The organism is Streptomyces sp. NPDC020742 (assembly GCF_040641675.1).
In the GTDB taxonomy this organism is placed as follows: domain Bacteria; phylum Actinomycetota; class Actinomycetes; order Streptomycetales; family Streptomycetaceae; genus Streptomyces.
The window spans coordinates 15670-40358 of record NZ_JBFAEA010000029.1; the positions used below are offsets into that span (position 1 = coordinate 15670).

Consider the following 24689-nt stretch of genomic DNA (forward strand, 5'->3'; position numbering starts at 1 on the left):
CTGTCATCGGAATAGGCCAGCCACCAGGGTGGCCGAGGGCTGATATTCACGCCTGTCGCATAGGCGAGAGGGGGCAAAGCGGGCATACGACACAGCGGTGCGGTGCCCGTCTCAGCGCACCGCACCGGCCCGCCTCAGCACGTCACACCGGTCCGCCTCAGCCCGTCGCACCGGTCCGCATCGGCAGGTCACGGCGGCTGCGGAGGGGCGAACAGAGCAGGATCAGCGCGCTCAGCGGGATGCCGGCGATCATCAGCCACAGCGTCGGGCGCACTCCGCACCAGGTCCCCAGCGCACCGGCGAGCAGCGCGCCCAGCGGCATGGTGCCGTAGTTGAGGAACGACGAGCACGCGGAGACCCGGCCGAGCACATCGGCCGGGCAATAGCCCTGCTGGAAGCCCGCCTTGATGACGTTGCCCGCCACCACCCCGACCGAGACCGAGGCGTAGCCGATGACGAAGAGGGCCAGGCCGACGGCGTCCCGGGAGGTGAGCACCATCAGCGGGGCGAGTGCCGGCACACCCAGTTCGAACAGCAGCAGCGCCCGGGCCGTCCCGAACCGGGTCACGCCCCGGCGCACCACGAGGGCACCCACCACACCGCCGGCGCCGCCGACGGCCACCAGCACCCCCACCCCACTGCCGGTCAGGCCGACGTCGCGGACCAGGAACACCACGAGCAGCGACTGGTATCCGGCCAGGAACAGGTTCGAGACGGCGCCGAAGACCGTGAGGCTGCGCAGGTACGGATCGCGCGCCACCAGCCGGACGCCCTCGCCGACCTCCCGCAACAGCGCGCCCCGCGCCCGTTCGGCGGGGGGCGTCGCCGGCTCCCGGTGCCGGATCCGGGCCACGCACACAAGGGAGATGAGGAAGGTCGCCGCATTCGTCAGCATGCCGTTGACCGAGCCGGCGACCTGGGCGATCAGGCCGCCGGCGCCGGTCCCGGCGATCTGTGCGGCGGAGGCGCTGCCGTGCAGCTTGGCATTGCCCTCGGCCTGGTCCTCGGGGGCGACGATGCTGGGGAGATAGGCGGTGTACGCGGTCTGGAAGAAGACCGCGGCGGTACCGACGAGCAGGGCGACCAGCAGCAGCCGGGCCACATCGAGGGCGTCGAGCCAATAGGCCAGCGGCACGCAGACGAACAGCGCACAGGAGAGAGCGTCACTGGTGAGCATCACCGTTCGGCGCGGCAACCGGTCCACCCAGACGCCGGCCGGCAGGCCGATCACCAGCCAGGGCACCCAGGTCGCGGCGTTGAGCAGGCCGACCTCGAACGTACTGGCGTGCAGGACGGAGACGGCCACCAGCGGCAGCACCACGCTGGTGACCGCCGCGCCGAATTTCCCCGCGCTCTCACCGAACCACAACTTCCGGAAGTCCGCGTTCCGGCGCAGCAATCCGCCGCCCGCGGGCCGGTCCGCTATTCGCCGCCCGATGCCTTTCCGGTCGCGGTGCGCCACGCCCTCTCCCGGGTCGTTCCGCGCTCTCAGCGCCATGCGGGCATTCCCGTCTGCTCGTCGTTGACCGGTTGTTGATCGGCCGTGTCTAGGCTGCGGTCCGATCGGGGGAGGACTCTGGTACGGCAGGGGTGGGCCATGAATACCTCACGCTCAGTCAGTGAAATCAAGATGAGCCAGGAAGCCTTGGATGTCTTCGAATTTGCGGCGGACCGCACCGCATTCAGCATCGAAGATCTCGCGGCCGTCGGCCTCGATGCCGAGGAAGCGGAACGGGCCGTCAAGGAACTCGCGGGCCTGCGGCTGCTGTCCTGCTCCGAGGCCACTCCCGGGCGCTTCGCCATCGTGCCGCCGAGGATCGCCGCCAACCGGCTGCTGCGTCCGATGGAGCGTGAGGTCCGGCAGCAACAGGACGACATCGAGCGGTTCCGCTGGATGTTCGAAACGCTGCTTCCCGCCTATGAATCGGGCCAGGCGCGGAACACCGAAGCGGCGCATGTCGAGACGGTCGACGGCCTGCGTCTGGTCGAGGAGCTCATCGAGGAGCTGACCCTGAACTGTCGTGAGGAGGTCCTCACCGCGCAGCCGGGCGGGGCGCGTTCGCCCGAGTCGCTGCGGGCGGCGCTCGAACGGGACCGCCAGATGCTCGCGCGCGGCGTCGCCATGCGCACCCTGTACCAGCATCCCGCCCGCTACCACCAGCCGACAATCGACCATGTGCGGCGGATGACGAGCCTGGGGGCGGAGGTGCGCACCCAGTCCGAGGGCCTCTGCCGCATGCTGGTGTTCGACCATCACGCGGCGCTGCTCGGCGTACCGGACGACCCGCAGGCGGCGCTGCTGGTCCGCGAGCCCCGGCTGATCCACAGCATGCGGGTCTTCTTCGACTGGGCCTGGCGCGGCGCCTCGCCGTTCCCGCTCAGCTTCGACGCGACCTCGGCCGTGCGGATCTCCGGCGAGATCCAGGAGGCGATCGTCGCCATGCTCTCCGAAGGGCTGGAGGACAAGTCCATCGCGCGGCGGCTGGGCATGTCGGTCCGCAGCTGTCAGCGTCATGTCGCGGAGGTCATGAAGGTGCTCGGCGCCAAGAGCCGCTTCCAGGCCGGGTTCCTCATCGGCCAGACCCGGTGCCGCTCCGTGGGCGGGGCACCGTCCGGCACCGAGCCCTTAGCACTCCCGGGCCCCTCGCTCCCCGCCCGCCAGGAGTGACGGCGAGGAGCCTGCCGGCCGGCCGATGTCTCATCCCGGCCGCCGGTCCGGGGTGGGCAGGGGCGCCGTGGGTTCGGCCGCGGCCAGTGCCACCACGAGGCGGCCGAGGCCCTCGGCGTGGCCGTCGGTCTCTTCCACCGAGTAGGTGGCGGGGTTGGCCTCCACGCTCACGGTCGTCCCCTCGCTCGGCGACCGTACGTCGAAGAACAGGCTGAGCGCCGGGACGGGGCCGGTGGTCAGCGTGCGGACCGAGCCCCGGGCCGCTCCCAGGCGCAGGTCGCGGTCGAAGTTCACGACGTTCACCAGCGGCCCCACCCCCGGCGGATCCACCGGGCCCCCGACGGTGGCCAGCGCGCGCCGGAACTCCTCGTAGCGGTACCGGTGGTGGCGCATCGCCTGCCGGATCCGGCTGTCCGCCTGCGCGACGGCGTCCCGTACCGAGGCATCCGGGTCCACGGGCACCCGCAGCGGCAGGATGTTCGCCAGTGGTGCGACGACCCCGCGCAGCGCGCGGGTGGAGCGACCGCCCACGGAGCAGCCGAAGGTCACCTCGTCCGCTCCGGTGATCTGCCGCAGGTACAGGGCGGTGGCCGCGATCAGGAAGTGCGCCGACGGTACCGCCAGCCGCTCGCTCTGTTCCTGGATCGCCGTGACCGCGGGCGGCGGCAGATGGTGGCGGCCCTGGAGGGCCGCGGAGGCGGGCGGCGCGTCCGCCTCCAGCCGTCCGGTGACCGGCCAGGCCGCCGCCTCCTTCGCCCAGAATTCCTGGTCGGAGCGGTACGTCCGCCCGGCGGCGTAGGCCCGGTCGTGCTCGACGGCGACGGTGAGGGGCTCGAAGGGGTGGGGGTCCGGGCGGGTTCCGCTGTGCAGCGCGTTGTAGAGGTCGGCCGTCCGGCGGGCGAGCGCGGCCAGGCCGTGCCCGTCCGCCACGATGTGGTGTACGCGGCGGTACCACAGGTGGCGGTCGGCCGACACCTTGATCAGGGCGGCGCCGATCAGCGGACCGGTGGTGAGGTCGACCGGCCGGGCGAGGTCGGCGCGCATCCAGGCCACGGCCTGCGCGTCCGGATCGGCGGCCGCGCTCAGGTCCAGTACGTCGAACTCCCACTGAGCGGGCCCGAGTTCCTGCACCGGCGTCCCGTCGGCCTCCGTGACGAACCGTGCGCCCAGCGATCCGGCCTCGTCCACGGCGGTGCGCGCGGCCTGCTCCAGCAGGGCCGGGTCGAGGGCGCCGGTGATCTCGTAGTAGTCACCCACGTTGTAGGCCGTGCCCACCGGCTCCAGGATCTGGGAGATCCAGATCTCCAATTGGCCTGCTGTCAAAGGGACTCGCACGTTTCCGCTCCAGACGCCGTGGGACCGTCGTCCACCGACCCTGCCATCCGTCACGACCTGCGCACAGACCGCAGCGGGGGTGGTGTTTCCGCCTGTCGTGGACCCGAAGGGGCACACGCACCGGAAGGCCGAGCCCGGCCCGTACGCCACCGGGTGAAGGGCGGGCACCGCCAGGAGGGACGGCCACCGCCGGGAGGGACGGCCACCGCCGGAAGGTGCGCCCACCGCCGTCCGGAGAGTCAATCGCCGCCCGGAGAGTCAACCGCAGGGCAAGCCACCCTTGACTGAAGGTTGACCGCTTCCGTGGCGAGCCCTTGACGGAATGCGAACTACGTTCCCTGCATGCCCCAACCGACCCCGGCCCTGCCCGTGCTCCCGTACCGCAAGCCGACCCGCGGCCGGGACTACTGGGTGCTGGACGACGTGCTGCCGGCCCCGGACGTCGTACGGGCACGCTGTCTGGCCAGGAGCGACTGGACCGAGGGCTACCCCCACAAGCCCGAGAGCTGGCCGGGCCTGCGCACCCTGCCGGCGCTCGAACCCGACGAACTGGCCCATGTCGAGAGGCTGGTGCGCAGCGCGACCGGTGCCCCGAAGATCTGGGCCGAACGCCCCGCGGGCGGCGGTACCTTCAACCACAACTGCGTCCAGGTCGTCGGCGAGGGCGAGGGCCAGCCCCGCCCCCACACCGATTCCCGCAGCCTCTGCCGGTACGCGGCCGTGCTCTACCTCAACCCCCTGGTCCCCAAGAACTGCGGAACCAGCTTCTACCGGCAGAGCCTGCCGGGCGGCACCCTCGGCGGAAACCAGGTGGCGCCGCCACACAACAACCTGGTCGACGCCCTCGGCACCCGCTTCGTCACGCCGGACTCCTTCGCCGAGGACATCCGCATCCCGCACCGCGCCAACCGCCTGCTGCTCTACTCCGCCAACCTGATCCACACCGCGACCCGTTACTGGGGCACCACCCTGCAGCAGAAGCGGATGACGGCGGTCTTCTTCTGGATGGCCTGAGCCCCGCCCGCCGTGATCAGTTCAGGCCTGCTGTGCGGGTCCCCCGCCGCATGCCAGGGTGAGGGCCATGGCGACAGAGATGGCGACGAACGTGGCGGTGGACGAGGTCGAGGCACTGAGCGCGGACGCTCTGCGCTGGCTGCTCGGGAGCGCGCGGGAGGCTGAGGGCGCCGGCCTCGCCTGGACCACGAAGCCCTCCGACGACGAGCCCGACCCCCGTCTCTACAGCGGCACGGCCGGGGTCATACCCGTCCTTCTGGAAGCGTGGCGGCACTTCGATGACGACCGGTACGGCGACGCCGCCCTGCGCGCCGCCCGCAGCGTCTCCGCCGCCGTCGACGGCTGGGAGGACGACTCCCTGTACGGCGGCCTGGCCGGTATGGCGTTCGCGCTGCGGGCGGTGCACGAGGAACTGCACGCGCCGGACGCCGCTGCCGCCGCGGACCGGGCCTGGGAGCGGGTGCGCGCGCGTTTCGACGGGACGCGCTGGAGCAACTGGTTCGAACTGATGGGTGGCAACGCCGGAATCGGCCTCGGTGCGCTGGCGGCGGGCGATGCCGACCTGGCCGTGCTCGCGTTGGAACCCTACCTGCGCACGGCCGAGCAGAGCCCGGCGGGCGTCCACTGGGAGGCGCTCGCCGGCAGGGCCTCGCGGTTCCACCACCTCTCGCACGGCACGCTCGGCATCGCCTACGCGCTGGCCCGCGTCGGCCGGGCCACCGGCCGCGCCGACCTGGTCGAACTGGCGCGAGCGGGTGCTGCGGACGTCGTGGCGCGCAACGAGGCCGGCCCGGACGGTTTCCTGGTCCCGCACTCCGACCCGCAGGACCACCCTGGGCGCACCGAGCGCTTCAGCTACGGGTGGTGCCACGGCCCGACCGGCGACGCCCAGGCCTTCCGGCTGCTCAGGGACGTCCTCGACGATCCCGCCTGGCAGACCCTCGCCGACCGCTGCTGGCACACCGTGACCCACTCCGGACTGCCGCGCCGTCTGCGGCCCGGTTTCTGGGACAACAGCGGCCGGTGCTGCGGCACGGCCGGCGTCCTGGCACTGGCCTGCGACCGGATGGCCGAGCAGGGCGACCAGCCGGACTTCGCACGGCTCCTGGTCGCGGACCTCGTATCCCGGGCGACCGTTGACACCGACGGGGCGCGGTGGTCGAACGTCGAACACCGGGCCACCCCGAGCACCCTCGAACCCCACACCGGCTGGGCGATGGGCAACGCCGGCATCGTGCGCGAACTGCTGCGCTTCGTACGGATGGGCCGGGGAGCCGACCCCAGGTATGTCGTCACCTGGCCGGACCAGCCGGTGGTGAACCGGACCCGGACGCGGTGACGGCCGGCACCCGGAAGTCGGGTGCCGGCCGTCACTGAGCCGCGGGGCCGCTGGGCTACTGGGCCGTGGGGCCGCTGGGCCGGGCTAACTCGCCTTCTCGGCCGCCGCCTTGAGGTCCGTCAGCCAGGCGGTGAGCGACCGGTCCAGAGCCGCCCGCATGCCCTCCGGGTCCGCGTCGACGGGCGGGCCCGACCACGACTCCTCGGTGATGATGACGTGTGGTGATCATGCCGCACCGCCCAGGGCCTCGGCGCCGGCGGTGAGATCGGCGTCCGCGATCCACGAACCGTGGATGCCGGACGGGACCCGGCGGGGCAGTTCCACCGTGGCGACCGGTGCGCCCGACGGTGCCGACGCATCGAGGATCAGCAGCTGGGAGGCGTCCTGTTCCAGATCGCTGACGACGGTGAGCAGGTATCCGTCGTCCTCACGGCGCGCGCCGGCGGCGGGGACGAAGACGGCTTCGCCGGGCATCCGGCCGCGGCCCATCGGCACCAGGTCGCGCATGCCGGTGGCGTGGTCGTGCTTGACGATGGCGTACTCCCCCAGACCGGAGCCCGGGAAGGCGACCGCGTAGGTGAAGCGGTTCGGCAATCCGGTCCGTTCCTCGTTGACGGTCGGGAACTCGGTGACGAGGTCGTCGACCCGTTCCTCCGTCACCCGGCCCGTCACCGGGTCGAGGATCCAGCGGTACGGCGCGGTCCCGACCAGCGGCTCGGGGGCGTATCCGGGGGCGCCCACCCACCACTTCCAGGTCTGCTCCCAGGCGCCGCGGTCGTAGCGCGGGCCGGTCAGCACGATCCTGCCGCGCGCGTCCTCGTAGGCGTTCGCCACGTGCAGCAGGGCGCCCGGTTCGACCTCGAACCACCGCACCGTCGCCGGACCGGTGCGGGGCATCACCCCGATGCGCGGGGTGTAGGTGTCGCTCCAGCGGTACGGGATGCCGGACTGCTCGGCCGGGTTGAAGACCACTGGTAGATCGAGCCAGACGACATGGTGCCGGGTGAGGCCGAAGTCGTGCATCAGGGACGGTCCCGCCCCGTCCACGACCTCCGAGCGCACGATCTCGCCCTTGGCGTCGGCCACGTAGTAGGTCAGGTGGGGCGGGAAGGGGCCGTAGCCGAAGAAGTGCAGCTCACCGGTGACCGGGTCGGTCTTCGGGTGGGCGGTCATCGCGGTCTTCAGCGTGCCGCCGAAGTCGAACGCGCCGACGGTGTCGAGCTCCGGGGTCATCTCGTACGGCAGGTTCACCTCCTGCAGCGCCAGGATGCGGCCCGCGTGCTCGATGACGTGGGTGGCTGCCTCGCTCGCCCTGAGGTTCGGAACCCCGTCGGCACCCAGGTACGGGACGCCCTCCAGCGCGGGGGTGCGCACCCAGCGGTTGCGGTACCACTCGGCGCGGCCGTCCCGGAGCCGCAGGCCGTGAATCATGCCGCTGCCCTTGAACCAGTGGGTGGGGGTGTGACCGGGCTTGGGGTTGTGCCCGTTGCGGAAGTAGCGGCCGCTGAGCTCCGGCGGGATGGTGCCGTGGACGGTTAGTTCCCGGGCGGTGATCTCGTCGACGACGGGGGTGTAGTGGTCGGACACGTAGGGCTTGGGGGCCCGCGGGGTGGTGGCAGCGGCGGGGGCGGTGGTTTCGGTGCTCATCAGTGCTTCCTTCCGGTCAGGGCGAACAGGGCCGTGGTGGTGGTCAGTGCGGCGAGGACCGCCGCGGTCAGGAAGGCGGTGCGGTAGTCGGCCGCCGCCGGTGCGACCGCGGTCATCAGGGCGAGGCCGAGTGCCCCGCCGAGCTGCCGGGTCGTGTTGAGCAGACCGCCGGCCAGGCCGGAGTCGGCGGCCGGCACACCGTCGGTGGACAGTGCGGTGAGGCGTACGAAGGCGATGCCCAGGCCCGCGCCGATGAGCAGCGACGGCCCGAGCAGATGCACGGCGAACGAGCCGGCCGCGAACGGGCCGTGGTCGGGGCCGACCGAGAGCCAGGCGAGACCGGCGGTGAGGGCGGCGAGTGCGGTGGGGGCGCCGGCCCGGGCGGGCAGTCGGGGCGCGAGCACGGAGCCGGTGACGACGGCGAGTGCGAGGGGGAGCTGGGTGAGCCCGGCGGCCAACGGGCCGTAGTGGAGGACCTGTTGCTGGTAGAGCGGCAGGAAGGAGAACAGACCGACGTAGACCGCTCCCAGCAGGGTCATGGCGACATTGGCCGCCGTGACCCTTCCGGTACGCAGCAGGCGCGGCGGGACCAGCGGGGTGCGGGCCTTGGCCTGCCGGGCGGCGAACACCGCGAGGAGCAGCAGCCCGACGGCTCCGGCGATCAGGTTCTTCGCCGTCAGGGCGTAGACGAGGGCGGTGAGCGCGACCGTCGAGACGACGGCGCCCAGCGCATCGACCGCACCGCCGGCGGGCTTACCGGCGGGGACGACCAGCAGGGTGGCGACCAGGCAGAGCACGGCGACCGGCACCTGGACCAGGAACACCGCCGGCCAGCCGTACAGTTCGGTGAGCAGTCCGCTGAGCAGCACGCCCACGGCGCCGCCCGCCCCGGACACCGCGCCCCAGATACCGAGAGCCCTGCCCCGACCCGGTCCGGGCGGGAAGGCGCCCAGCAGCAGGGCCAGCGCCGCCGGTGCGAGGAGCGCGGCGCCCACTCCCTGGACGGCACGGGCCGCGATGAGCAGCGGGGCGGACGGCGCGAAGCCCGCGACGAGCGAGGCCAGTGCGAAGACGGCCGTGCCCGCGGTGAACACCCGGCGGCTGCCCCGTACGTCACCGAGCCGTCCGCCGACGAGCAGCAGGGCGCCGAAGGCGAGGACGTAGGCGTTGACCACCCACGACAGCGCGGCGGGCGACAGCCGCAGGCCGCTGCCGATGGAGGGCAGGGCGACGTTCACGATCGAGGTGCTCAGCACCACGAGGAACTGCGCCGTGGCGAGCGTCGCGAGCGCCGGTCCCCGCCGGGCGGCCCGGGGCTGCGCGCGCTGCCCCCGGCCCTCCCGCTTCCCCCGCTCCTCCCGCTTCCCCTGGCCCTTCTGCTTTCCCCGGTCCTCCCGCTTCCCCCCGTCCTTCCGCTGTCCCTGCTCCTCCAACTGCCCCTGTGGTGGCGGTGGTTGCGCCGCCCGTGGTGCCAGCGACGGCTGCTGCATCATCGTTCCCATGTCCCCTCCCCAAAGAAAGAGTGATTGATCACTCACTCGATGCCTCAAAAAGCAGGCCGCACACCGTGCGGCCGTTCCTCCTACGTCAGAAGTGCCGGATTCCGGCGAGCAGCGTCCTCGTCCAGGGCGCGTCCACCTCGGTCGCACCGATGGAGACCGCCACATTGCACAGAAAGCCCCGGGCGAAGAACTCCTGGACCGGCCCGTCCGGGGCGCCCGACGCGGAGCGCACATACTCCACCAGGCGCGCATAGAGCGTCTGCACGGCCTCCCTGATGGCGGGCTCGCTCGCCGCGCAGTTCGCGTGCATCAGCACCCGCAGCAGGTCGTCCCGGTCGGCGATGAGGTGGGCGTACGCCAGCGCCATCGCGTCCAGCACGGCCTCCGGCTCCGCGCTCCCGACCTCGACGGCCGCCTCGGCCAGCCGCTCCCGGATCAGTCGCGAGCAGTCCTCGACGACCGCGACGAACAGCGCTTCCTTGTCGGGGAAGAGCCGGTACAGATACGACTGCGAGATCCCCGCACCCTTGGCCACCTCGGTGGTGGAGGTGCCGTAGTACCCACGTGCGGCGAAGACCCTGGCCGCGGTGGCCAGTACCTCGCTGCGTCGGGCGTCCGCCGTGGAGAGGCGGCGCGTCTGCGTCGTTGCCATGTGAGTAATAAACCACTCACACTTTGGCCGTGTCAACCGGCGCCGGGAAGGCACGCCCCCTTCCCGGCGCCCCCAGGCGCCGCCTTCAGGGAGTCGGCCGTGATCCGCACCAGCCCGCTGCGCGACGACGCCCCGCCGGAGCACACTCCGGCGGGGCGTCGTGATCTCACATCAAGGCATCCCGGCCCCATGAAGCAGCTAGTTGTTCTTGCACTTCTCGGTGTCCTTGTTGACGTCCATGATCTCGTTGATGTGCGCGAACTTGTACTTACCCTGGGCATCGCCCTGGAACGTGACGCACTTGTAGAACGGCGTCGATCCGCCGTTGTAGAACTTGAAGGCGGCGGTGGTGCGCGTGCCCCCCAGGCAGTGGTTGTTGTAGTACACCGTGGTACTCGACCAGCCGGTCTTCCAGGAGAAGTTGACCCGCCCGCTCGACTCGTTGCACTTGATGCTGTCCTTCCCCGACTTCGGCGGGGCCTTCGCTGCCGCAGCGGTCGAGGCGGACGACTGAGAAGCATCGGACACCGCGGGCGCCGCGGACGCCGGAGCGGAACTCAGCACGAGGCTGAGGCCCACGGCGGCGAGGGCGGCCCCGGCGGACGTAAGAGCGCGCATCGATTTCCCCCAAGAGATCGCGATCACTACACGGGTGATCATTTCAAGACGGTCTCGATCACTAAAGCTTCCGGCCCCGTAGGCGTCAAGCCCTGCTCAGGGCCTGATTCGCCACGGCCACATGCGCCAACACCCCCTGGAATGCGCCAAGTTCATGGCGGCCGGGCAGGCTCGATGCCGTGGTGGGTGGCCGGGGTGCGGCGAGTGATCGGACAGCGGAGTCCCGGGCCGCCGAGCGGGACGAGGCCGGCCGCCGATCCACAGGAGCCGGCCCATGCCGCCCGCCGGCCACCCGCGCTCCCGCAGCAGTACCATCGGCACCGCGCCACAGCAGGTTCAAGAAGATCACTCCCTACCCCACATTGGGCACATTTCAGGCTACGATGGACAATTTGCGAGCAGCGAGCAGCGAGCAGCGAGCAGCGAGCAGCGAGCAGCGAGCAGCGCACAGCGAGCAGCGCACAGTGCTCCTTGCCGTCCGTTCAGCTGGGGCCTTGCATCGGCTGCTCGATGTGCTGCCGGTGTTCGAGGGCGATGCGCGCATCGCCACTCGGGTCACCCTGGTGCCAGGGTCGGCCTTCGACGTGGATGCCCTCGCGGCGCTGGAGCGGACCGGGGCGCGTACCGTCAGCTGGGAAGAGGCCTGCGGCGCCACACACGACCTGGTCCTGACCGCCAGTCCGAAGGGCGCGCTCCCTGTCCTCTCGGGCCCCCGGGTGGTGATGCCTCACGGGGCCGGCTTCAACAAGAGCGTCAGCGGCGAGGGTTCGCCGCTCCTCCCGTCCGGCCTGGACCCCTGCTTCCTGCTGGCCGACAGCGAGCCGTGGGCCGCTCTGCACGCCCTTGCGCACGGCGAACAGCTCACCCGCCTCGCTGAGTACTGCCCTCCCGCCGCCGCCCGGGCCACCGTCGTGGGCGACCCGACCCTCGACCGGCTGCTCGGTTCGACCGGCCACCGTGAGAGCTATCGCGCCGTGTTGGGAACGGGCGAGCGCCGGCTCATCGTGCTCACCTCCACCTGGGGGCCGGAGTCCCTGCTGGCCCGTCGGCCCGAGCTGCCGGCGGAGCTCGTCGGGCAGCTCCCCCACGACGCGTATCAGGTCGCCCTGGTGCTCCACCCGAACGCCTACAGCCGGACCGGGTCGTTCGATCTCACGCGGCACCTCGCTCCCGCCCTGTCAGCGGGCCTGGTGCTTCCGGGGCCGTACGAGGAGTGGGCCAGCCTCTTGGTGGCGGCCGACGCCGTGGTCACGGACCACGGCTCCACCGCCCTCTACGCCGCGGCTCTCGGGCGGCCGGTGATCGGAGCGTACGAGGGCGGCAGCGAGCTGATCCCCGGCACTGCCATGGCTCAGCTGCTGTCCGCGGTCCCGCGGCTTGGCAAAGCCGGTGAGCTGGATCAGGTTCTCCGGGCTGCCGAAGCCCTCGACACCAGGCAGTTCGCCGAGGCGGCTTTCGCGCTTCCCGGTCAGGCTCTGGCGCGGCTCCGCAGGGAGCTCTACCGGCTGCTGGAACTGCCTCCGCCGGACGTGCCGGCTGCGCCGCAGCCGCTTCCGCGACCGGGCTGCACGCCTGACCGCCCAAGCGCCTTCGCGGTACGGGCCGAGGTGTCCGGGACGAGGATCGCTGTTGCCCGGTTTCCACCGGACACTCAGGAGGAGGTGCACCACCTGGCGGCCGAACACCCTGAAGCGGGACAACGCCGGATTCAGAGTGCCTCAGTGCTGTGGCGCCGGGCGCGGCCCGCCTCCCCCGAGCCGCACTCCAGCACCTGGACGGCGGGAGGCTGGACCGCCCGTGTCCTCGACGAGGCCCCGGGATGCCGCACCGCAGCCGCAATCCTCACCCCGGAGCGGTGCTTGGTCCGCAGCCGCTCGGCAGGACTGCTCAGCGTGCGCATCGAAGCCTGTCGGACCGCCGGGCGCGTGGTGCGCACCGACCCGGCCGGTGTGGTGTCGGCGGTGCACGCCTGGCTGCGTGCCACCCCGCACTGGACGCCTCCGGTGTCGCTGGTCTGCGACTTCGGGCCGGTCTCGGTCACAGTGGAGCTGGCTCCGGCGGAGCGCACAGACCTCGGCTACGAGCTCTGATCGTCGCCCGGAAGACGACCGGAACGAGCGGCCAGCAGCCGTGCCGCAGCCCGGTGCGCCGCCGCCTCTGCGGTCTGTCCGGACTCGTCCTCCAGAGCAGCCAGTTCCGTGAGGATGCGGGCCTCGTCGAAGGACGACTTCCGCTCGCGGGCGTTCACCAGCGCCGCGCGCACCAGGTCCCCGGCTTCCGCTGCCCTCCCGGCCCGGCGCAGGGCCTGGCCGAGGGCGAAGCCCGTCCGCGCCGTCATGCGCTCACGCTGCTGCTCCTGCGCTGCCCGGTGCGCTTCGCGCAGCAGGGCAACGGCCCGCTCGGGCACGCCCTGACGCAGCACGGTCCGGCCCAGCAAGTAGTTCTGCAGCAGCACCCCGTACGCGTTCCCGATTGCCGCGTGGACGGCCCGTGCGGCCTCGAAATCCGCGGCAGCGCCGGCCCAGTCCTCCTGGGCGTACTGCAGTGAACCGCGGAACTCCACCGCCGAGGCCTTCAACTTGCGTTGCGGTACGGAATCCCCCAGGGTCTCGGCGGCACTCAACGCCCGCCGGAGCTGCTCCGCCGCCTCGTCGAATCTCTCCTGCTCCCACAGCGGCCGGGCCAGTTGGCAGCGCATGCGCACCATGGCCGGCAGGTGCTCCACCCGCTCGGCGGCCGCCACACCGGTGCTGAAGGCCTCGATGACGTCCGCGTAGTGTCGGTGGTCCAGGAAGTGTGTCCAGAGCGGTTCGCACAGGGCCCAGGCGTCTTCGTACAGCTCGCTCTCGAAGGCCAGGCGTACACAGCCGTAGAGGGCGAGTCGCTGCGATTCCAACCACCGCAGGGCTTCCGCCTTGCCTGAGAACACGACGTCAGGAACCGCGCCGGTCGGGGGCGGTACCGCCGCGAAGGTCATGCGCGAGCCGGCAGCGAGCAGGTCGGCCCGCGCGGCCTGGCGCCGGTACCAGCGGGTCAGGGTGCGGCGTGCCGCTGCGCGGTCCGAGCCGTCCGGGTCAGCCTGGCGCGCGCAACGGCCGGCATGCCCGCGCAGCAGATCGTGCATCCGATAGCCCTCGTCCCGGCCCTCCAGCAGGCCCGCCGACTCCAGTTCCTCCAACGCGTCCTCAGCTGGTCGGAGCGCGCTGCCGAGGAGCGCAGCGGCGGCGGGAGCGGTGATGACCGGAGCGGGGTGCTGGGACATGAGGCGATAGAGCCGGGCGGCTTCTGGTTCCAGCCCGTGGTATCCGGCGTCCCAGACGGCCTCGACCATGGGAATGCCCTTCTCGTGCAGCTCGGTGGAGAGTTCGGCGATGAGCCGGGACAGGCTGCGTCGGCGGTACTTGCGGATCCACCGGCCGGCCACCAGGAGCGCGGCAGGCAGTCCCCCGCAGCTGCGGGCCAGTTCCTCCACGGCCTCCGGTTCGGCGGAAAGCCGGGGGTCCGCCACGATGTGCCCGAGGAGGCGTACCGCGTCGTCCAGGCTCAGCGCGTTCACCGGCACTTCGACCGTGGCCACGCCGTCGAGGTCGTGGAGCGGCCCCTGACTGGTGACGATCACCAGGCTTCCGGCGGAGGCGGGCAGGAGCGGTACGGCCTCCGCACCGAAGCGTGCGTTGTCGATGACCAGAAGCAGCCGCTTGTCCTGGGTGTGTGTCCAGTACTGCTGGGCACGACCGGCGAAGGACGACCTCAGCCACTCCGGGGAGACGCCCAGCCCGGTCATCAACTCCGCCAGGACGTCGGCCACTTCGACCGCCCCGTCCCGGCGCAGGTCGTCGAGGTCGACGTACAGCGCCCCTCCCGGAAACCGCGGTCGGAGCCGGCGGGCGATATGGAATCCCAGCGCGGTCTTGCCGACTCCGCCCATTCCGGTGAGCGCGATGACCAGCGGGCCGACACGGTCCTCGTGGCCGTCGACGGCCCGGTGGATGCGGTCCTGTTCGTCGTGCCGGTTCTCGAAGTGAGCCGGCGCGGGAGGCAACTGAAAGGGCACCGGCTGAGCTGCGGGAGCCGCTGCGTACAGATGCTGGTGCACCTCACCGATGCGCCCAGCCTGAACGACCGCCTCTGCCCGCCCGTTCATGCTGTTGTGCGTCTCCTCGACCATCCGTCAACACTAAGGCCTCGAAGGGCGGACACCGAGGAGATCGGCCGCTCCTCGGCGCCCCTCCCCCTCGCCGTTTGCGGATCCATGTCGAGGCCCCGGCACGGCACTTGTGACCGTTGGCGCCGAAGCCGGCTGCAGCGCGCGCAGGCTCAGATGCCGGGGCCGGAGGTGTAGGTGAACGACCCGGAAGGCGTGCCTCCGGGGCCGGTGACCGTGACGCCGAAGGTGCCTTCGACGGCGCTGGGCGGGGACGTGGCGGTCACGATGGTGTCGGAGACGACCGCGAAGGGTGCCGGAGTGCCGTTGAAGGTGACCTGCTCGGTGTGGGTCAGGCCGGTGCCGGTGATCGTCACCACGGTCCCGCCGGAGGTCGGCCCCGTGTTGGGGCTGATGTCGGTGACGGTGGAGGGGCTGACGTAGGTGTAGGTCGGGCCGTCGGCGCTCCCCCCGGTGGTGATCACCGTGACGGCGACCCCGCCGGGCCCCGGGGCGCCGGCGGCCCGCACGGTGATTGCGGTGTCGGACACGGTCTGGATGACGGCTCGGGTGGGGCCGAAGTACACATCGATCGCCTCCGCGAGGTTGCGGCCGGTGAGGGTGATCTCCTCGTCGCTGCCGGCGACGGGGCCCGCGTCGGGGCTGATGCCGGTGAGGACGGGCAAGGGCGCGTAGTAGTAGGAGCCCAGGATGCCGGTGCCGCCCGCCGTGGTGACCGTCACCGGGACGGCACCCGACCCGGCGGGGGTGGTGACGGTCAGCGAGGTCGCGGTGTTGGCGCTGATGGCGGCCTTGGCGGTGCCGAAGCCCACGGCGGTGGCGTTGGCGAGGTGATGGCCGGTCACCGTCACGGTGGTGCCGCCCGCCGTGGAGCCCTGGTCGGGAAGCACGGTCGTCGCGAAGACGCCGACGGTGTCGGCATCGGCGTTGACGACGTAGGCACGCGTCCCGTCGGGGAAGACTGCGAGCCCGGTGGGTCCGTCGCCCACACCGATGTTCTCGACCACGGTGTGGGTGGCGGTGTCGATCACGCTCACCGTGTCCGGGCCGGAGTTCGCCACCAGCACATGGGCGCCGTCGGGGCTCACCACCAGGAAGCGCGGCTGAGCGCTGACACCGATGGTGGCGATGACGGTACCGAGGGCGGTATCGACCACGCTCACCGTGGAGTTGCCGACAACCGTGACGTAGCAACGCGCCCCGTCGGGGGTGAACGCCAGCAGAATGGGCACCGGGCCGACCGGGATCGTGGCGGCGACGGTATTGGTGGCGGTGTCGATCACGCTGACCGCCCCCGAGGCGAGACAGGCCACGTAGACGCGGGTCCCGTCCGGAGTGATGGCCACGCCCGTCGCCCCGCCGCCGACGGTGACGACGTCGGTGACGGTGTTGGTGGCCGTGTCGATCACGCTCACCGTGTTGCTGGTCTGCCGACTCACGTAGACCCGGCTGCCGTCCGGGGTGACCGCCGCCATGACCACTCCCGTCCCTACCGGGATGTCCGTGACGATGGTGTTCGTGGCGGTGTCGAGCACGCTGACGACGCCGGCGTCGGCGACGGTCACATAGCCGCGGGTGCCGTCCGGACCGATGGCCACGAAGCTGGGGCCGGCCCCCGTGGGGATGGTGTCCGTGACGGTATTGGTGCCGGTGTCGATCACACTGACCGTGTTCGAGCCCCGGTTGGCCACATAGGCACGCGCCCCGTCGGGCGAAAGGGTAATCCCCTGGGGCAGCGTCCCCACGGGAATGACTGCCCCCGCCAGAAACGCGTCCCGCAATCCGGAACTCCGCGCCGGAGAAGGCGCTGAGATGTGTGAGTCAAAGGAGAACATGACACTCCCTGCTACGGGCGGGACGGCCTGCCCCGCACACGGAAATGTCTGCTCCACCGCATGGGCAATCAGCGAGCAGCCGATCGGCCTGCAATAGGCCGGAGAAATACACAAAGCGATTCGAGAATACTCGCTCCAGGGAACCCTTTAAAGGCCACCAGATATCTCCGATTCTCCGATAATCATGCCACTTGGACTTCGCTGAGCGGTGACCGGCAAGGATCGTCGTCGCGGGCCGCTGCCGCCCCCGCACACCGTTCCCCCTCCGTACACCGCCGCTCCCCCTCCGCTCCCCGTCGACGGCTGCGGATGCGTAAGGCCCCCTGGGCTGACCCCCGGGACCGGTCCCCGGGACGTGAGAGCTGACGAAGCCACTCGCCAACGGTGCTTGATCCCGAGCACCGTGCGGAGTCCCCTGACTGGGGCTGTCGGTGGCCGGTGCGGGCTCCGGGCCGTGCGCGGAGGCGGCGACCGGGCGAAGGGGGCGGCCGTCGAACCGTGCCGAGGTGCTCCAGCGCCCGCATCCGTGATCCACCACGGCCGCCGGGCTGTGCTACGGTTCTGCAGTTGCAGTTGTGGTACCCATGAACCTATGTGCGCCTGACGGGAATGTTCCGCCTCAGGCGCATTATTTGTTTTCCGGAATCTCCGGATGGGGCCTCTGCCTACAGAAGGAGAACGTCATGGCACAGGGAACTGTGAAGTGGTTCAACGCCGAAAAGGGTTTCGGCTTCATCCAGCAGGACGGCGGCGGCCCCGACGTCTTCGCCCACTACTCGAACATTCAGTCCCAGGGCTTCCGTGAGCTCCAGGAGGGCCAGCGGGTCTCCTTCGACGTCACGCAGGGCCAGAAGGGCCCGCAGGCGGAGAACATCGTCCCCGCCTGATCGCCGCTCGCGCATCCGCGGACCGGGGTCCGTACCGTCATGGTGCTGACCCCGGTTTGTGCTGTTTCCAGGAAGGCAAATAACTGCATGTCCCGCAGGCCCCAGAAGCCGAACCGGCGCGCCTCTTCGCCCCGGCCGCCCGTGTCGGCGCCGAGGGAGTTCCGGCTGCCGGAAAACACGACACCCGCACTTCCCGCCGTCGAGGATTTCGCCGGTCTGGACATGCCCCCGGCGCTGCTGAAGACGCTCACCGCGCAAGGCGTGACCACTCCCTTCCCCATCCAGGCCGCCACCCTGCCCAACTCGCTTGCCGGCCGTGACCTGTTGGGTCGGGGACGCACCGGCTCCGGCAAGACCCTGGCGTTCGGGCTGGCGCTCCTGGCGCGCACGGCCGGACTGCGCGCCGAGCCCAAGGCGCCGCTCGCGCTGGTGCTGGTACCCACCCGGGAACTCGCCCAGCAGGTGGCGGACGCGCTGACCCCCTACGCGACGGCGGTGAACCTCCGGCTGACCACCGTGGTCGGCGGGCTGTCCATCACCAAGCAGGCCGGTGCGCTCCGCCGCGGCGTCGAGGTACTCGTGGCGAGCCCCGGCAGGCTGAACGACCTCGTGGAACGCGGCGACTGCGTGCTCGACGACGTACGCATCACCGTGCTCGACGAGGCCGACCAGATGACCGACATGGGCTTCCTGCCGCAGATCACCAAGCTGATCCGGCACGTACGGCCCGACGGACAGCGCATGCTCTTCTCGGCCACGCTGGACCGCAACATCGACCGCCTGGTGCAGCAGTTCCTGACCGACCCGGTGGTGCACTCCGTGGACCCGTCAGCGGGAGCGGTGACCACCATGGAGCACCACGTGCTCCACCTCCAGGACGAGACCGACAAGAAGGCCGTCACCACGCGCATCGCGGCCCGTGACGGCCGGGTCATCCTCTTCCTCGACACCAAGCGGTCCGCCGACCGGCTCACCAAGCGGCTGCTGGCCGTCGGTGTCCGTGCGGCGGCACTGCACGGAGGCCGCTCCCAGCCGCAGCGGAACCGCACCCTGGAGCAGTTCAAGAACGGCCAGGTCACCGCGCTGGTGGCGACGAACGTCGCGGCCCGGGGCATACACGTCGACGACCTCGACCTGGTGGTGAACGTCGATCCCCCCGCCGACCACAAGGACTACCTCCACCGGGGCGGTCGCACGGCTCGCGCCGGCGGCTCCGGCAGCGTAGTCACGCTGGTCCTGCCCGACCAGAAGCGGGACGTCAGCCGGCTGATGTCGGACGCGGGCATCCGTCCCCGCACGGCCCGCCTCAGGTCGAGCGACCCGGAACTGGCCACCATCACCGGCGCCCGTGAGCCGTCCGGTGTGGCCGTCACCATCGAGGTCCCCCGGCCGGCGACACCGGCGTCCCGCCCGGACCGGAAGACCGGCACCGAGCCCGGTAGGCGGTCCGGCCGCCGACGCCGCAGCGGCGGCGGCAGCGGCGGCAGCGGCGGGGCCGGAGCGGCGACTGCTGCTCCCACCGGAGCGGGGAGCCGGCGCCCGGACCGCCGGGGCGCTGCTGAAGCGGCCGGGGGTGCGTCCGCATCCGGCGGGCGCGGTGCCGGCCGCCGAGGCGGAGCCGGCGGGACCACGGGGGGTGCCGCCGATGCGGGCGGCCGCGGTTCGGACCGCCGGGCGGCGGCCAGGGGAGGCACGGGCGGTGCCGCCGGCACCGGCGGCCGTGGTTCCGGCCGCCGGGGCGTCCGCCGCACCTCGGCAACCTAGGGCGCGCCTTTCGGGTCTTCGTGGGCTCGCGAAGACCCGAAAGGAACTCCCCGGCAGGGAGCGGGAATTACGCTGCTGCCGGCCAGTGGGGGCCGGTCAGCTGTTGAGGCTGGTGTAGTTCCACCAGCCCTGGCGGCCGACGGTGAAGTCGACGGCCTTCCCGTTGCCGTTGCCGTTGAGCTTGCCCTGGTACTGCTGGCCCTTCTTCAGCGGGCTCTCCTCCAGCTTGTCGTGCGCGTCCTTGATCGACTCGATGACGAGGGTGGGGACCTTCTTGAGCGTGGCCGGGTCGATGGGGCCGCCGGTGCTGACGGTCACCGCCTCGTCCCAGTTCGGGCGGGCCGCGAGCTGGTGGGCGAGGTGGATCTCGTCGCCCTCGCCGAAGACCAGGTAGGTCAGGTAGTCCGGGTAGGGCAGGTCGCCCAGCTTGCGGAAGGACAGCACGTCCTCCGGCTTGCACTCCACCATGGTCTCGGAGGTGGTCATCTGCTGGAAGTCGCGGTCGCCGTTCGGCTTGACCACGACCCGCTCCAGGTGGACCCCGAACTCCTTGCCCTGCTTGAGCTCGGGGAGTTCGAAGTGGTGCGGGCAGCGCAGCGAGTAGAAGACCCGCTCGTCCTCGTGCTGGGCGAGGTCGTTGAGGTACATGTTCCGCAGCTCACCGTTGTCCTTGATGGTGAAGGAGAACACGGCCTGGTAGTTGTGGCCGGACTGCGGGTTGTACAGCGCCAGGTGGTAGAAGAAGATCTTTTTCTTGCCCAGCAGCAGGAAGCGGTGGATGTGCTGGGGTCCGTCGTGTGCGTGGTCGGGTGTGTTGCTCATGGTGCGGAACTGCCTTTCGTGTGGAGGGGGTTGGGGAGGGGGCTGGGTTGCCGCCGAGCCCAGAAGGGACGGTCGGGCCAGCGGGTCTCCTGGGCGTGCACGACGCGGTGGTCGTGCCGGTGTGCGGCACGGGCGGTCGCGACCTTCGCCGCGTAGTCGCCCAGCGCCGTGCGGTCGCCGCGCAGGTGCGCGTCGACCGCCTCACCCGCGCTCAGCCCGGTGTAGAGGGCGGTCAGGATGCCCTGGGAGCTGAGCGGGTCGAAGGCCGCCGCCGCGTCTCCGGCGGCCGTCCAGCCGTCGCCGTGCACCCGGTCCAGGTGGGCGCGGTGGGCGGCGGCGCGGCGCGGCGGCGGGAGCACGGTCAGCCCGTGCGGGCGGGCCAGCCGGGACAGGTGCCGGGTGGCCAGCAGCCGGTCGCGGAAGCGTCCGGCGTCGCGGGCGGCGGCGGCCGGTAGGTCGGGGTCGGTGAAGTAGGCGACCAGCCGGTGCCCGGAGGGCAGCAGGGCGGTGTACCACCAGCCGTCCTCGTCGGACTCGACCAGCGAACGGCCGTCGGGGGTGGGCTGCCGGGCCGGGTCGAGCAGGAGGTGTACGGCGGTCAGCCGGTCCCCGGTGTGCCGCCGCGCCCCAGAGCGGACGGCGATGGCGGCGCCCCGCCCCGTGGCGTCCACCACCCAGCGGCAGCGGACCGTACGGTCCGCGGTGCCGCCGGAGCGGCCGCGCAGGGCGAGCCGCCAGGTGCCGTCCGGCTGCCGGGCGGGGCGCCGTACGGCGGTGTGCTCGGCGACCTCGGCGCCGGCCGCGCGGGCCGCGGCGCGCAGCCGCCGGTCGAACAGCGGACGGTCGAGGTGCCAGCCGTGGCCGTACGGGTCGTGGAGGAAGTCCACCGCGTGCAGGTCGGCCGAGCCCCAGGCGGACAGGTTGCCGTGGCAGGGCCGGTGACCACTGCCCAGGACAGCCCGTTCGACTCCGAGGTCGGCCAGCAGCAGCCGGCCCACCGGCACCAGGGCCTCGCCCACCTTGTGCGGGCCGGTGCCGGCGTCGGCCAGCAGCACCGTCCGCCCTGCCCGTGCCAGGGCGAGGGCGGCGGCGCAGCCGGCCGGGCCGCCGCCCGCGACGACGGTGTCGTAGGCGGGGGCGGGGCTCACTGGGCGCCGTGCAGGGGGTCGAGCTTCTCCAGGTAGCCGGCGGCGATCTCCTCCTCGGGCCGCCCGGTCGCGTCCTTGATCTCCTGCACCGCCTGCTGGACGAGCATGGATTCCACGGATCCGGCCGGGACCTCACCGGTCCAGGCGTCGGCGTCACCGGCCAGTTGGGGCGCGCCCGCCTCGGGGACCTGGATGTTGATGAGGTTGGCGTGGTCGGGGGCGTCCGGGTAGCCGGGCGGAGACTCCACCTGGAGGTACCGGGGGAACTTCCCGTCGCCCACGGTGTATTCGCGGGTCTCCACGATGCCGAACTTGTACCAGTCGTCGATCATCTGCCGGCGCTGTTTGTTGAAGTCGGTGCCCTGCAGGCCGCGCAGCCACACCGCGCGGTTTTCGAAGGCCTGCTCCCGGGCGCTGTCGTCGCCGCCGGTCGGCTTGGTGTTGACGGTCGCGAAGTCCGCCTGCTTCAGCACGTGGTTGGGCACCTGGGCGGGCCAGAAGGTGGGCAGGTAGGGGCTGTAGCGGGGGCCGAGCCCGGACCGCACCTGATAGCCGGAGCGGCAGCTGGCGGCGTCGCACTGCCAGGGGGCGGCCATCCAGCGGGTGAGGTCGCCGGGCCCCTGCTCGTGCAGCGGGCCGTCCTTGTCCAGGGCGGCCGCGACGGTGAGCTCATCGCCGTAGTCGCGCTCGGGCTGGGTGCGGTGCAGGATGCGGAACGGCTCGGAGTACATGGTCTTGTGGCGCATCGGCCAGGTGACCTCGCAGCCCGGGTGGAAGGCGTCGGCGGCACAGTTCTCCAGCGCGCCGCGGTCCAGCAGGCCCGGCTGTTCGGCGACCGGTGCCTGGTCCACGTCCGGGTAGCCGGTGCGGGGCGGGCCGGAGGTGAAGGAGCCGGCGGCCCACAGGGCCAGCATCCGGTCCTGCTCGGCGGAGAGGGTGATGTGCTGCCGGATGGAGGTGGCCTTACCGCTGGACATGGCGTCGCCGTAGAGCCACGGCCAGGGCACCGTGGAGGTCCCGTCGCGCTCGTAGTCGCGCATCTGGACGTAGACCTGCCGGCGCAGCTCCTCGCTGGCCTTGCCCGGGTCGGCGAGCCGCTTGCGCAGGGCCGGGTCGAGGAAGTGGTGGGGGCCGCTCCAGCCGAACTGGGTGGCGAAGCCGTGGTTGACCCACTGGAGTTGGCAGAACCTGCTCAGGATCGGCTCGATGTGGTCCGGGTAGGAGATCAGCTGCTCGGTGGGCAGCGTCTTCTCGGTGACGAACACGTCGTAGAGCAGGTCGTAGAGGGTGCGGACGGTCTTGACGCCGGGTGCGTAGTGCGGCGGGGCCACCACGACCCAGGCGGGCGTCGCGGTCTTCGTGGCGCCGTTGATGGTGACCTCGGCGGTGATGGGGCCGTCGGAGACGTCGTCGTACCAGGTGTCGTTGTTGGCGACACCGGAGATCGGCCTCTCGGGAGTGGCGAAGGAGGCGGACCGGCCCGCGCCGCCGGCGACCACCAGGCGGCCGTCTGCCTGCGTGGCGGCCGATCCCAGCGAGACCGCCTTGTCCATGATCTTCCCGCCGAAGGCCGCGGTCTCCTGGTGGGAGGCCCGCAGCGTCTTGCGGCCGGGGTCGATGACGAGCTTCTTGCGCTGGTCGCCCGTGATGTCGAAGTTCCGACGGCGGAGCTGCGCGGCGGGCAGGTTCTTGGCCTCCGGGATGTCGAGCGGGAGGTGGAACTGGTACCAGGCGGCCTTCTTGTTGGCGAGGTGCACCGACCAGGTGATCTCGGTGACGCCCTCCTCGCCCAGCTTCAGTTCCCGGACGACCTGCCCGGCCTTGTTGTAGCCGTAGATCCGGAACCGCGCGCCCTGCCGGATGATCTTCCCCGAGCCGTCCTTGTGGGAGTCGGGCGGCGGCGGGGGCTGGTCGGGGGATTCGGGGCCGATGAAGGGGGTCTCGTCGCTGTTCCCGACCCGGGCTATGCCGATGGCCGGATGGATCTTCACCTGCACGATCTGCTGGTCCACCGAGGGGCCTTTCCTTGGATGGTCTGGGCAAGGGTCTGTCGCTGCCCCCCCGGTGGCTCCCATCGTGGGAACGCCGGCCGGCACACGGCGACACCAGGGCGTCACAATGGCGGCGGAATTCACCCCTTCGTGGCACGGTGCGACCGGAGCGGTTGCACGCAAGGGCGGTGGGCCCCGGGTGGCACCGCAGGGACGGCGGGCCCGGGTGGCACCCGCAGGACGGTGAGCCCGGGTAGCACCGCAGGACGGTGAGCCCGGGTGGCACCGCAGGGACGGTGGGCCCCGGGTGGCACCGCAGGGACGGCGGGCCCGGGTGGCACTCGCAGGACGGTGAGCCCGTGATGGACCCAGCCGGTGCGAGCACGCGGGGCCGGGGACCGGTCCCGTCTCCTGGCCCGCGCCGGCTGATGCGGGGGCTCGGGGACGACCACGCCGCGCCGGCACCTGCGCTGCGTGCGACCGCGGCGGCTCGCCGATGGCCGAACGCCGACGCCCTGACCAGGGCCGACCGGTAGCGCACCCGGCCGCCGCCGGTACGGCGCTGCCCTCCGTACGCACATCCGGCGCGGAATGCGGAACCCTTTGAACAAGTCCCGCCGCCCCTCCGTATGGCCCTGTGCAACGTCCATGGACCAGCACAGCGCGCGCACCGAAGGCACCACCAGGAACCGGAGGCACACCATGGCACGACAGGCAGCGTCGGAGCGGACGGAGACCGAGGCGGGGACGGCGGAGCGGCCGGCGGACGGGCCTGCGCCGGCGGGGCCCGGTACGGGTCGCCGGGCCGTCGTCGCGGCCCTGGGGGCGGCCGGCCTGACGGCCGCGCTCGCGGCCTGCGGCAACGACATGGGCAACGCGGGCGGCAGCGGCTCGCAGGACGCCGGCGGCGACGGCTCGAAGGCCGCGGGGTCAGGAGCGGCACAGGGGTCGGGCGGCTCCGCCGGCGAGGCCGGCGGGGGCGGGGGCGGCACGCTGGCCAAGGCGTCGGAGATCCCACAGGGCGGCGGCAAGATCTTCAAGGCCGAGAAGGTCGTGGTCACCCAGCCGAAGGACGGCGAGATCAAGGCCTTCTCGGCGGTCTGCACGCACGCGGGCTGCGTGGTCGGCGAGGTCTCCGGGGGCACCATCAACTGCCTCTGCCACGGCAGCAAGTTCGACATCACCGACGGCAGCGTCAAGCACGGCCCGGCCACCAAGGCCCTGGCGCCCGCCAAGGTGAACGTGGAGGGGGGTTCGGTCACCCTCGGCTGACCGCACGGCCGCCCGACTCCGACGACGTCG

Annotated in this window: 18 protein-coding genes; 7 read left to right on the forward strand and 11 right to left on the reverse strand. The window is 71.8% G+C overall.

The features are described from left to right. Positions 1-157: 157 nt before the first annotated feature. Positions 158-1498, reverse strand: a complete 1341-nt coding sequence (locus AB0G84_RS31495; protein ID WP_361328379.1) for an MFS transporter — start codon at positions 1496-1498, stop codon at positions 158-160. A gap of 132 nt (positions 1499-1630) precedes the next feature. Between AB0G84_RS31495 and AB0G84_RS31500 the strand changes: the two genes are divergently transcribed. Then, on the forward strand, positions 1631-2668 hold the full coding sequence (locus AB0G84_RS31500) for a LuxR C-terminal-related transcriptional regulator (RefSeq protein WP_361328382.1): 1038 nt from the start codon (positions 1631-1633) through the stop codon (positions 2666-2668). A 30-nt stretch (positions 2669-2698) separates the two neighbouring features. On the opposite strand, the gene AB0G84_RS31505 is transcribed toward AB0G84_RS31500, so the two are convergent. Then, a complete protein-coding gene (locus AB0G84_RS31505; protein ID WP_361328385.1) occupies positions 2699-4228 on the reverse strand; it encodes a condensation domain-containing protein in 1530 nt (509 codons plus the stop codon). 117 nt (positions 4229-4345) lie between these two features. Here AB0G84_RS31505 and AB0G84_RS31510 point away from each other — a divergent pair, with 117 nt between their 5' ends. Together AB0G84_RS31510 and AB0G84_RS31515 are read left to right on the forward strand one after the other, a co-directional pair. Then, entirely contained in the window at positions 4346-5017 is a 672-nt protein-coding gene (locus tag AB0G84_RS31510) for a DUF6445 family protein (RefSeq protein WP_361328388.1), read from the forward strand. A 67-nt stretch (positions 5018-5084) separates the two neighbouring features. Next, positions 5085-6356 carry a lanthionine synthetase LanC family protein gene (locus AB0G84_RS31515; RefSeq protein ID WP_361328391.1) on the forward strand — a complete coding sequence of 424 codons (1272 nt, stop codon included), beginning with the start codon at positions 5085-5087 and terminating at the stop codon, positions 6354-6356. A gap of 225 nt (positions 6357-6581) precedes the next feature. Here the strand turns inward: AB0G84_RS31515 and AB0G84_RS31520 are convergent, their stop codons facing one another. The 4 genes from AB0G84_RS31520 to AB0G84_RS31535 form a co-directional block, all read right to left on the reverse strand. Continuing rightward, positions 6582-8003 carry a carotenoid oxygenase family protein gene (locus AB0G84_RS31520; protein ID WP_361328394.1) on the reverse strand — a complete coding sequence of 474 codons (1422 nt, stop codon included), beginning with the start codon at positions 8001-8003 and terminating at the stop codon, positions 6582-6584. Beyond that, entirely contained in the window at positions 8003-9505 is a 1503-nt protein-coding gene (locus AB0G84_RS31525) for an MFS transporter (protein WP_361328397.1), read from the reverse strand. The genes AB0G84_RS31520 and AB0G84_RS31525 overlap by 1 nt, the downstream gene beginning before the upstream one ends. Before the next feature lie 85 nt (positions 9506-9590). After that, positions 9591-10157, reverse strand: a complete 567-nt coding sequence (locus tag AB0G84_RS31530) for a TetR/AcrR family transcriptional regulator (protein ID WP_361328400.1) — start codon at positions 10155-10157, stop codon at positions 9591-9593. Positions 10158-10355: 198 nt separating this feature from the next. After that, positions 10356-10817, reverse strand: a complete 462-nt coding sequence (locus AB0G84_RS31535; RefSeq protein ID WP_361328403.1) for a hypothetical protein — start codon at positions 10815-10817, stop codon at positions 10356-10358. A gap of 350 nt (positions 10818-11167) precedes the next feature. On the opposite strand from AB0G84_RS31535, the gene AB0G84_RS31540 reads away from it, so the two are divergent. Further along, complete coding sequence (locus AB0G84_RS31540) at positions 11168-12865, forward strand: translation initiation factor 2 (RefSeq protein ID WP_361328406.1); 1698 nt, start codon at positions 11168-11170, stop codon at positions 12863-12865. On the opposite strand, the gene AB0G84_RS31545 is transcribed toward AB0G84_RS31540, so the two are convergent. Continuing rightward, positions 12853-14943: an NB-ARC domain-containing protein gene (locus tag AB0G84_RS31545; RefSeq protein WP_361328409.1), complete on the reverse strand. Its 2091-nt coding sequence runs from the start codon at positions 14941-14943 to the stop codon at positions 12853-12855. The genes AB0G84_RS31540 and AB0G84_RS31545 overlap by 13 nt on opposite strands. A 149-nt stretch (positions 14944-15092) precedes the next feature. Beyond that, positions 15093-16775, reverse strand: a complete 1683-nt coding sequence (locus AB0G84_RS31550; RefSeq protein WP_361328412.1) for an IPT/TIG domain-containing protein — start codon at positions 16773-16775, stop codon at positions 15093-15095. Positions 16776-17458: 683 nt separating this feature from the next. Between AB0G84_RS31550 and AB0G84_RS31555 the strand changes: the two genes are divergently transcribed. Further along, positions 17459-17662, forward strand: coding sequence for a cold-shock protein (locus AB0G84_RS31555; RefSeq protein ID WP_016578941.1), 204 nt, complete (start codon positions 17459-17461; stop codon positions 17660-17662). Between the two features lie 87 nt (positions 17663-17749). Further along, the gene (locus AB0G84_RS31560) at positions 17750-19426 is read left to right on the forward strand and encodes a DEAD/DEAH box helicase (RefSeq protein ID WP_361328416.1); all 1677 of its coding nucleotides are present in this window, start codon (positions 17750-17752) and stop codon (positions 19424-19426) included. Between the two features lie 96 nt (positions 19427-19522). Here the strand turns inward: AB0G84_RS31560 and AB0G84_RS31565 are convergent, their stop codons facing one another. Genes AB0G84_RS31565 through AB0G84_RS31575 form a run of 3 tightly spaced genes read right to left on the reverse strand, consistent with a single transcriptional unit; the run spans position 19523 to position 23408 of the window. Beyond that, positions 19523-20248, reverse strand: coding sequence for a hypothetical protein (locus AB0G84_RS31565; protein WP_361328418.1), 726 nt, complete (start codon positions 20246-20248; stop codon positions 19523-19525). After that, on the reverse strand, positions 20245-21396 hold the full coding sequence (locus tag AB0G84_RS31570) for a tryptophan 7-halogenase (protein ID WP_361328421.1): 1152 nt from the start codon (positions 21394-21396) through the stop codon (positions 20245-20247). Before AB0G84_RS31570 ends, AB0G84_RS31565 begins: the two co-directional genes overlap by 4 nt. Continuing rightward, the gene (locus AB0G84_RS31575) at positions 21393-23408 is read right to left on the reverse strand and encodes a LodA/GoxA family CTQ-dependent oxidase (protein WP_361328424.1); all 2016 of its coding nucleotides are present in this window, start codon (positions 23406-23408) and stop codon (positions 21393-21395) included. Before AB0G84_RS31575 ends, AB0G84_RS31570 begins: the two co-directional genes overlap by 4 nt. A 681-nt stretch (positions 23409-24089) precedes the next feature. On the opposite strand from AB0G84_RS31575, the gene AB0G84_RS31580 reads away from it, so the two are divergent. After that, a complete protein-coding gene (locus AB0G84_RS31580) occupies positions 24090-24659 on the forward strand; it encodes a Rieske (2Fe-2S) protein (RefSeq protein ID WP_361328427.1) in 570 nt (189 codons plus the stop codon). Positions 24660-24689: the final 30 nt, after the last annotated feature.

What these genes read in the sequence shown, in the direction of transcription:
- AB0G84_RS31495 (WP_361328379.1), bottom strand. Translation starts at nt 1,498, where the DNA reads ATGGCGCTGAGAGCGCGGAACGACCCGGGAGAGGGCGTGGCGCACCGC.
- AB0G84_RS31500 (WP_361328382.1), top strand. Translation starts at nt 1,631, where the DNA reads ATGAGCCAGGAAGCCTTGGATGTCTTCGAATTTGCGGCGGACCGCACC.
- AB0G84_RS31510 (WP_361328388.1), top strand. Translation starts at nt 4,346, where the DNA reads ATGCCCCAACCGACCCCGGCCCTGCCCGTGCTCCCGTACCGCAAGCCG.
- AB0G84_RS31515 (WP_361328391.1), top strand. Translation starts at nt 5,085, where the DNA reads ATGGCGACAGAGATGGCGACGAACGTGGCGGTGGACGAGGTCGAGGCA.
- AB0G84_RS31520 (WP_361328394.1), bottom strand. Translation starts at nt 8,003, where the DNA reads ATGAGCACCGAAACCACCGCCCCCGCCGCTGCCACCACCCCGCGGGCC.
- AB0G84_RS31525 (WP_361328397.1), bottom strand. Translation starts at nt 9,505, where the DNA reads ATGGGAACGATGATGCAGCAGCCGTCGCTGGCACCACGGGCGGCGCAA.
- AB0G84_RS31530 (WP_361328400.1), bottom strand. Translation starts at nt 10,157, where the DNA reads ATGGCAACGACGCAGACGCGCCGCCTCTCCACGGCGGACGCCCGACGC.
- AB0G84_RS31535 (WP_361328403.1), bottom strand. Translation starts at nt 10,817, where the DNA reads ATGATCACCCGTGTAGTGATCGCGATCTCTTGGGGGAAATCGATGCGC.
- AB0G84_RS31545 (WP_361328409.1), bottom strand. Translation starts at nt 14,943, where the DNA reads ATGGTCGAGGAGACGCACAACAGCATGAACGGGCGGGCAGAGGCGGTC.
- AB0G84_RS31550 (WP_361328412.1), bottom strand. Translation starts at nt 16,775, where the DNA reads ATGTTCTCCTTTGACTCACACATCTCAGCGCCTTCTCCGGCGCGGAGT.
- AB0G84_RS31555 (WP_016578941.1), top strand. Translation starts at nt 17,459, where the DNA reads ATGGCACAGGGAACTGTGAAGTGGTTCAACGCCGAAAAGGGTTTCGGC.
- AB0G84_RS31560 (WP_361328416.1), top strand. Translation starts at nt 17,750, where the DNA reads ATGTCCCGCAGGCCCCAGAAGCCGAACCGGCGCGCCTCTTCGCCCCGG.
- AB0G84_RS31565 (WP_361328418.1), bottom strand. Translation starts at nt 20,248, where the DNA reads ATGAGCAACACACCCGACCACGCACACGACGGACCCCAGCACATCCAC.
- AB0G84_RS31580 (WP_361328427.1), top strand. Translation starts at nt 24,090, where the DNA reads ATGGCACGACAGGCAGCGTCGGAGCGGACGGAGACCGAGGCGGGGACG.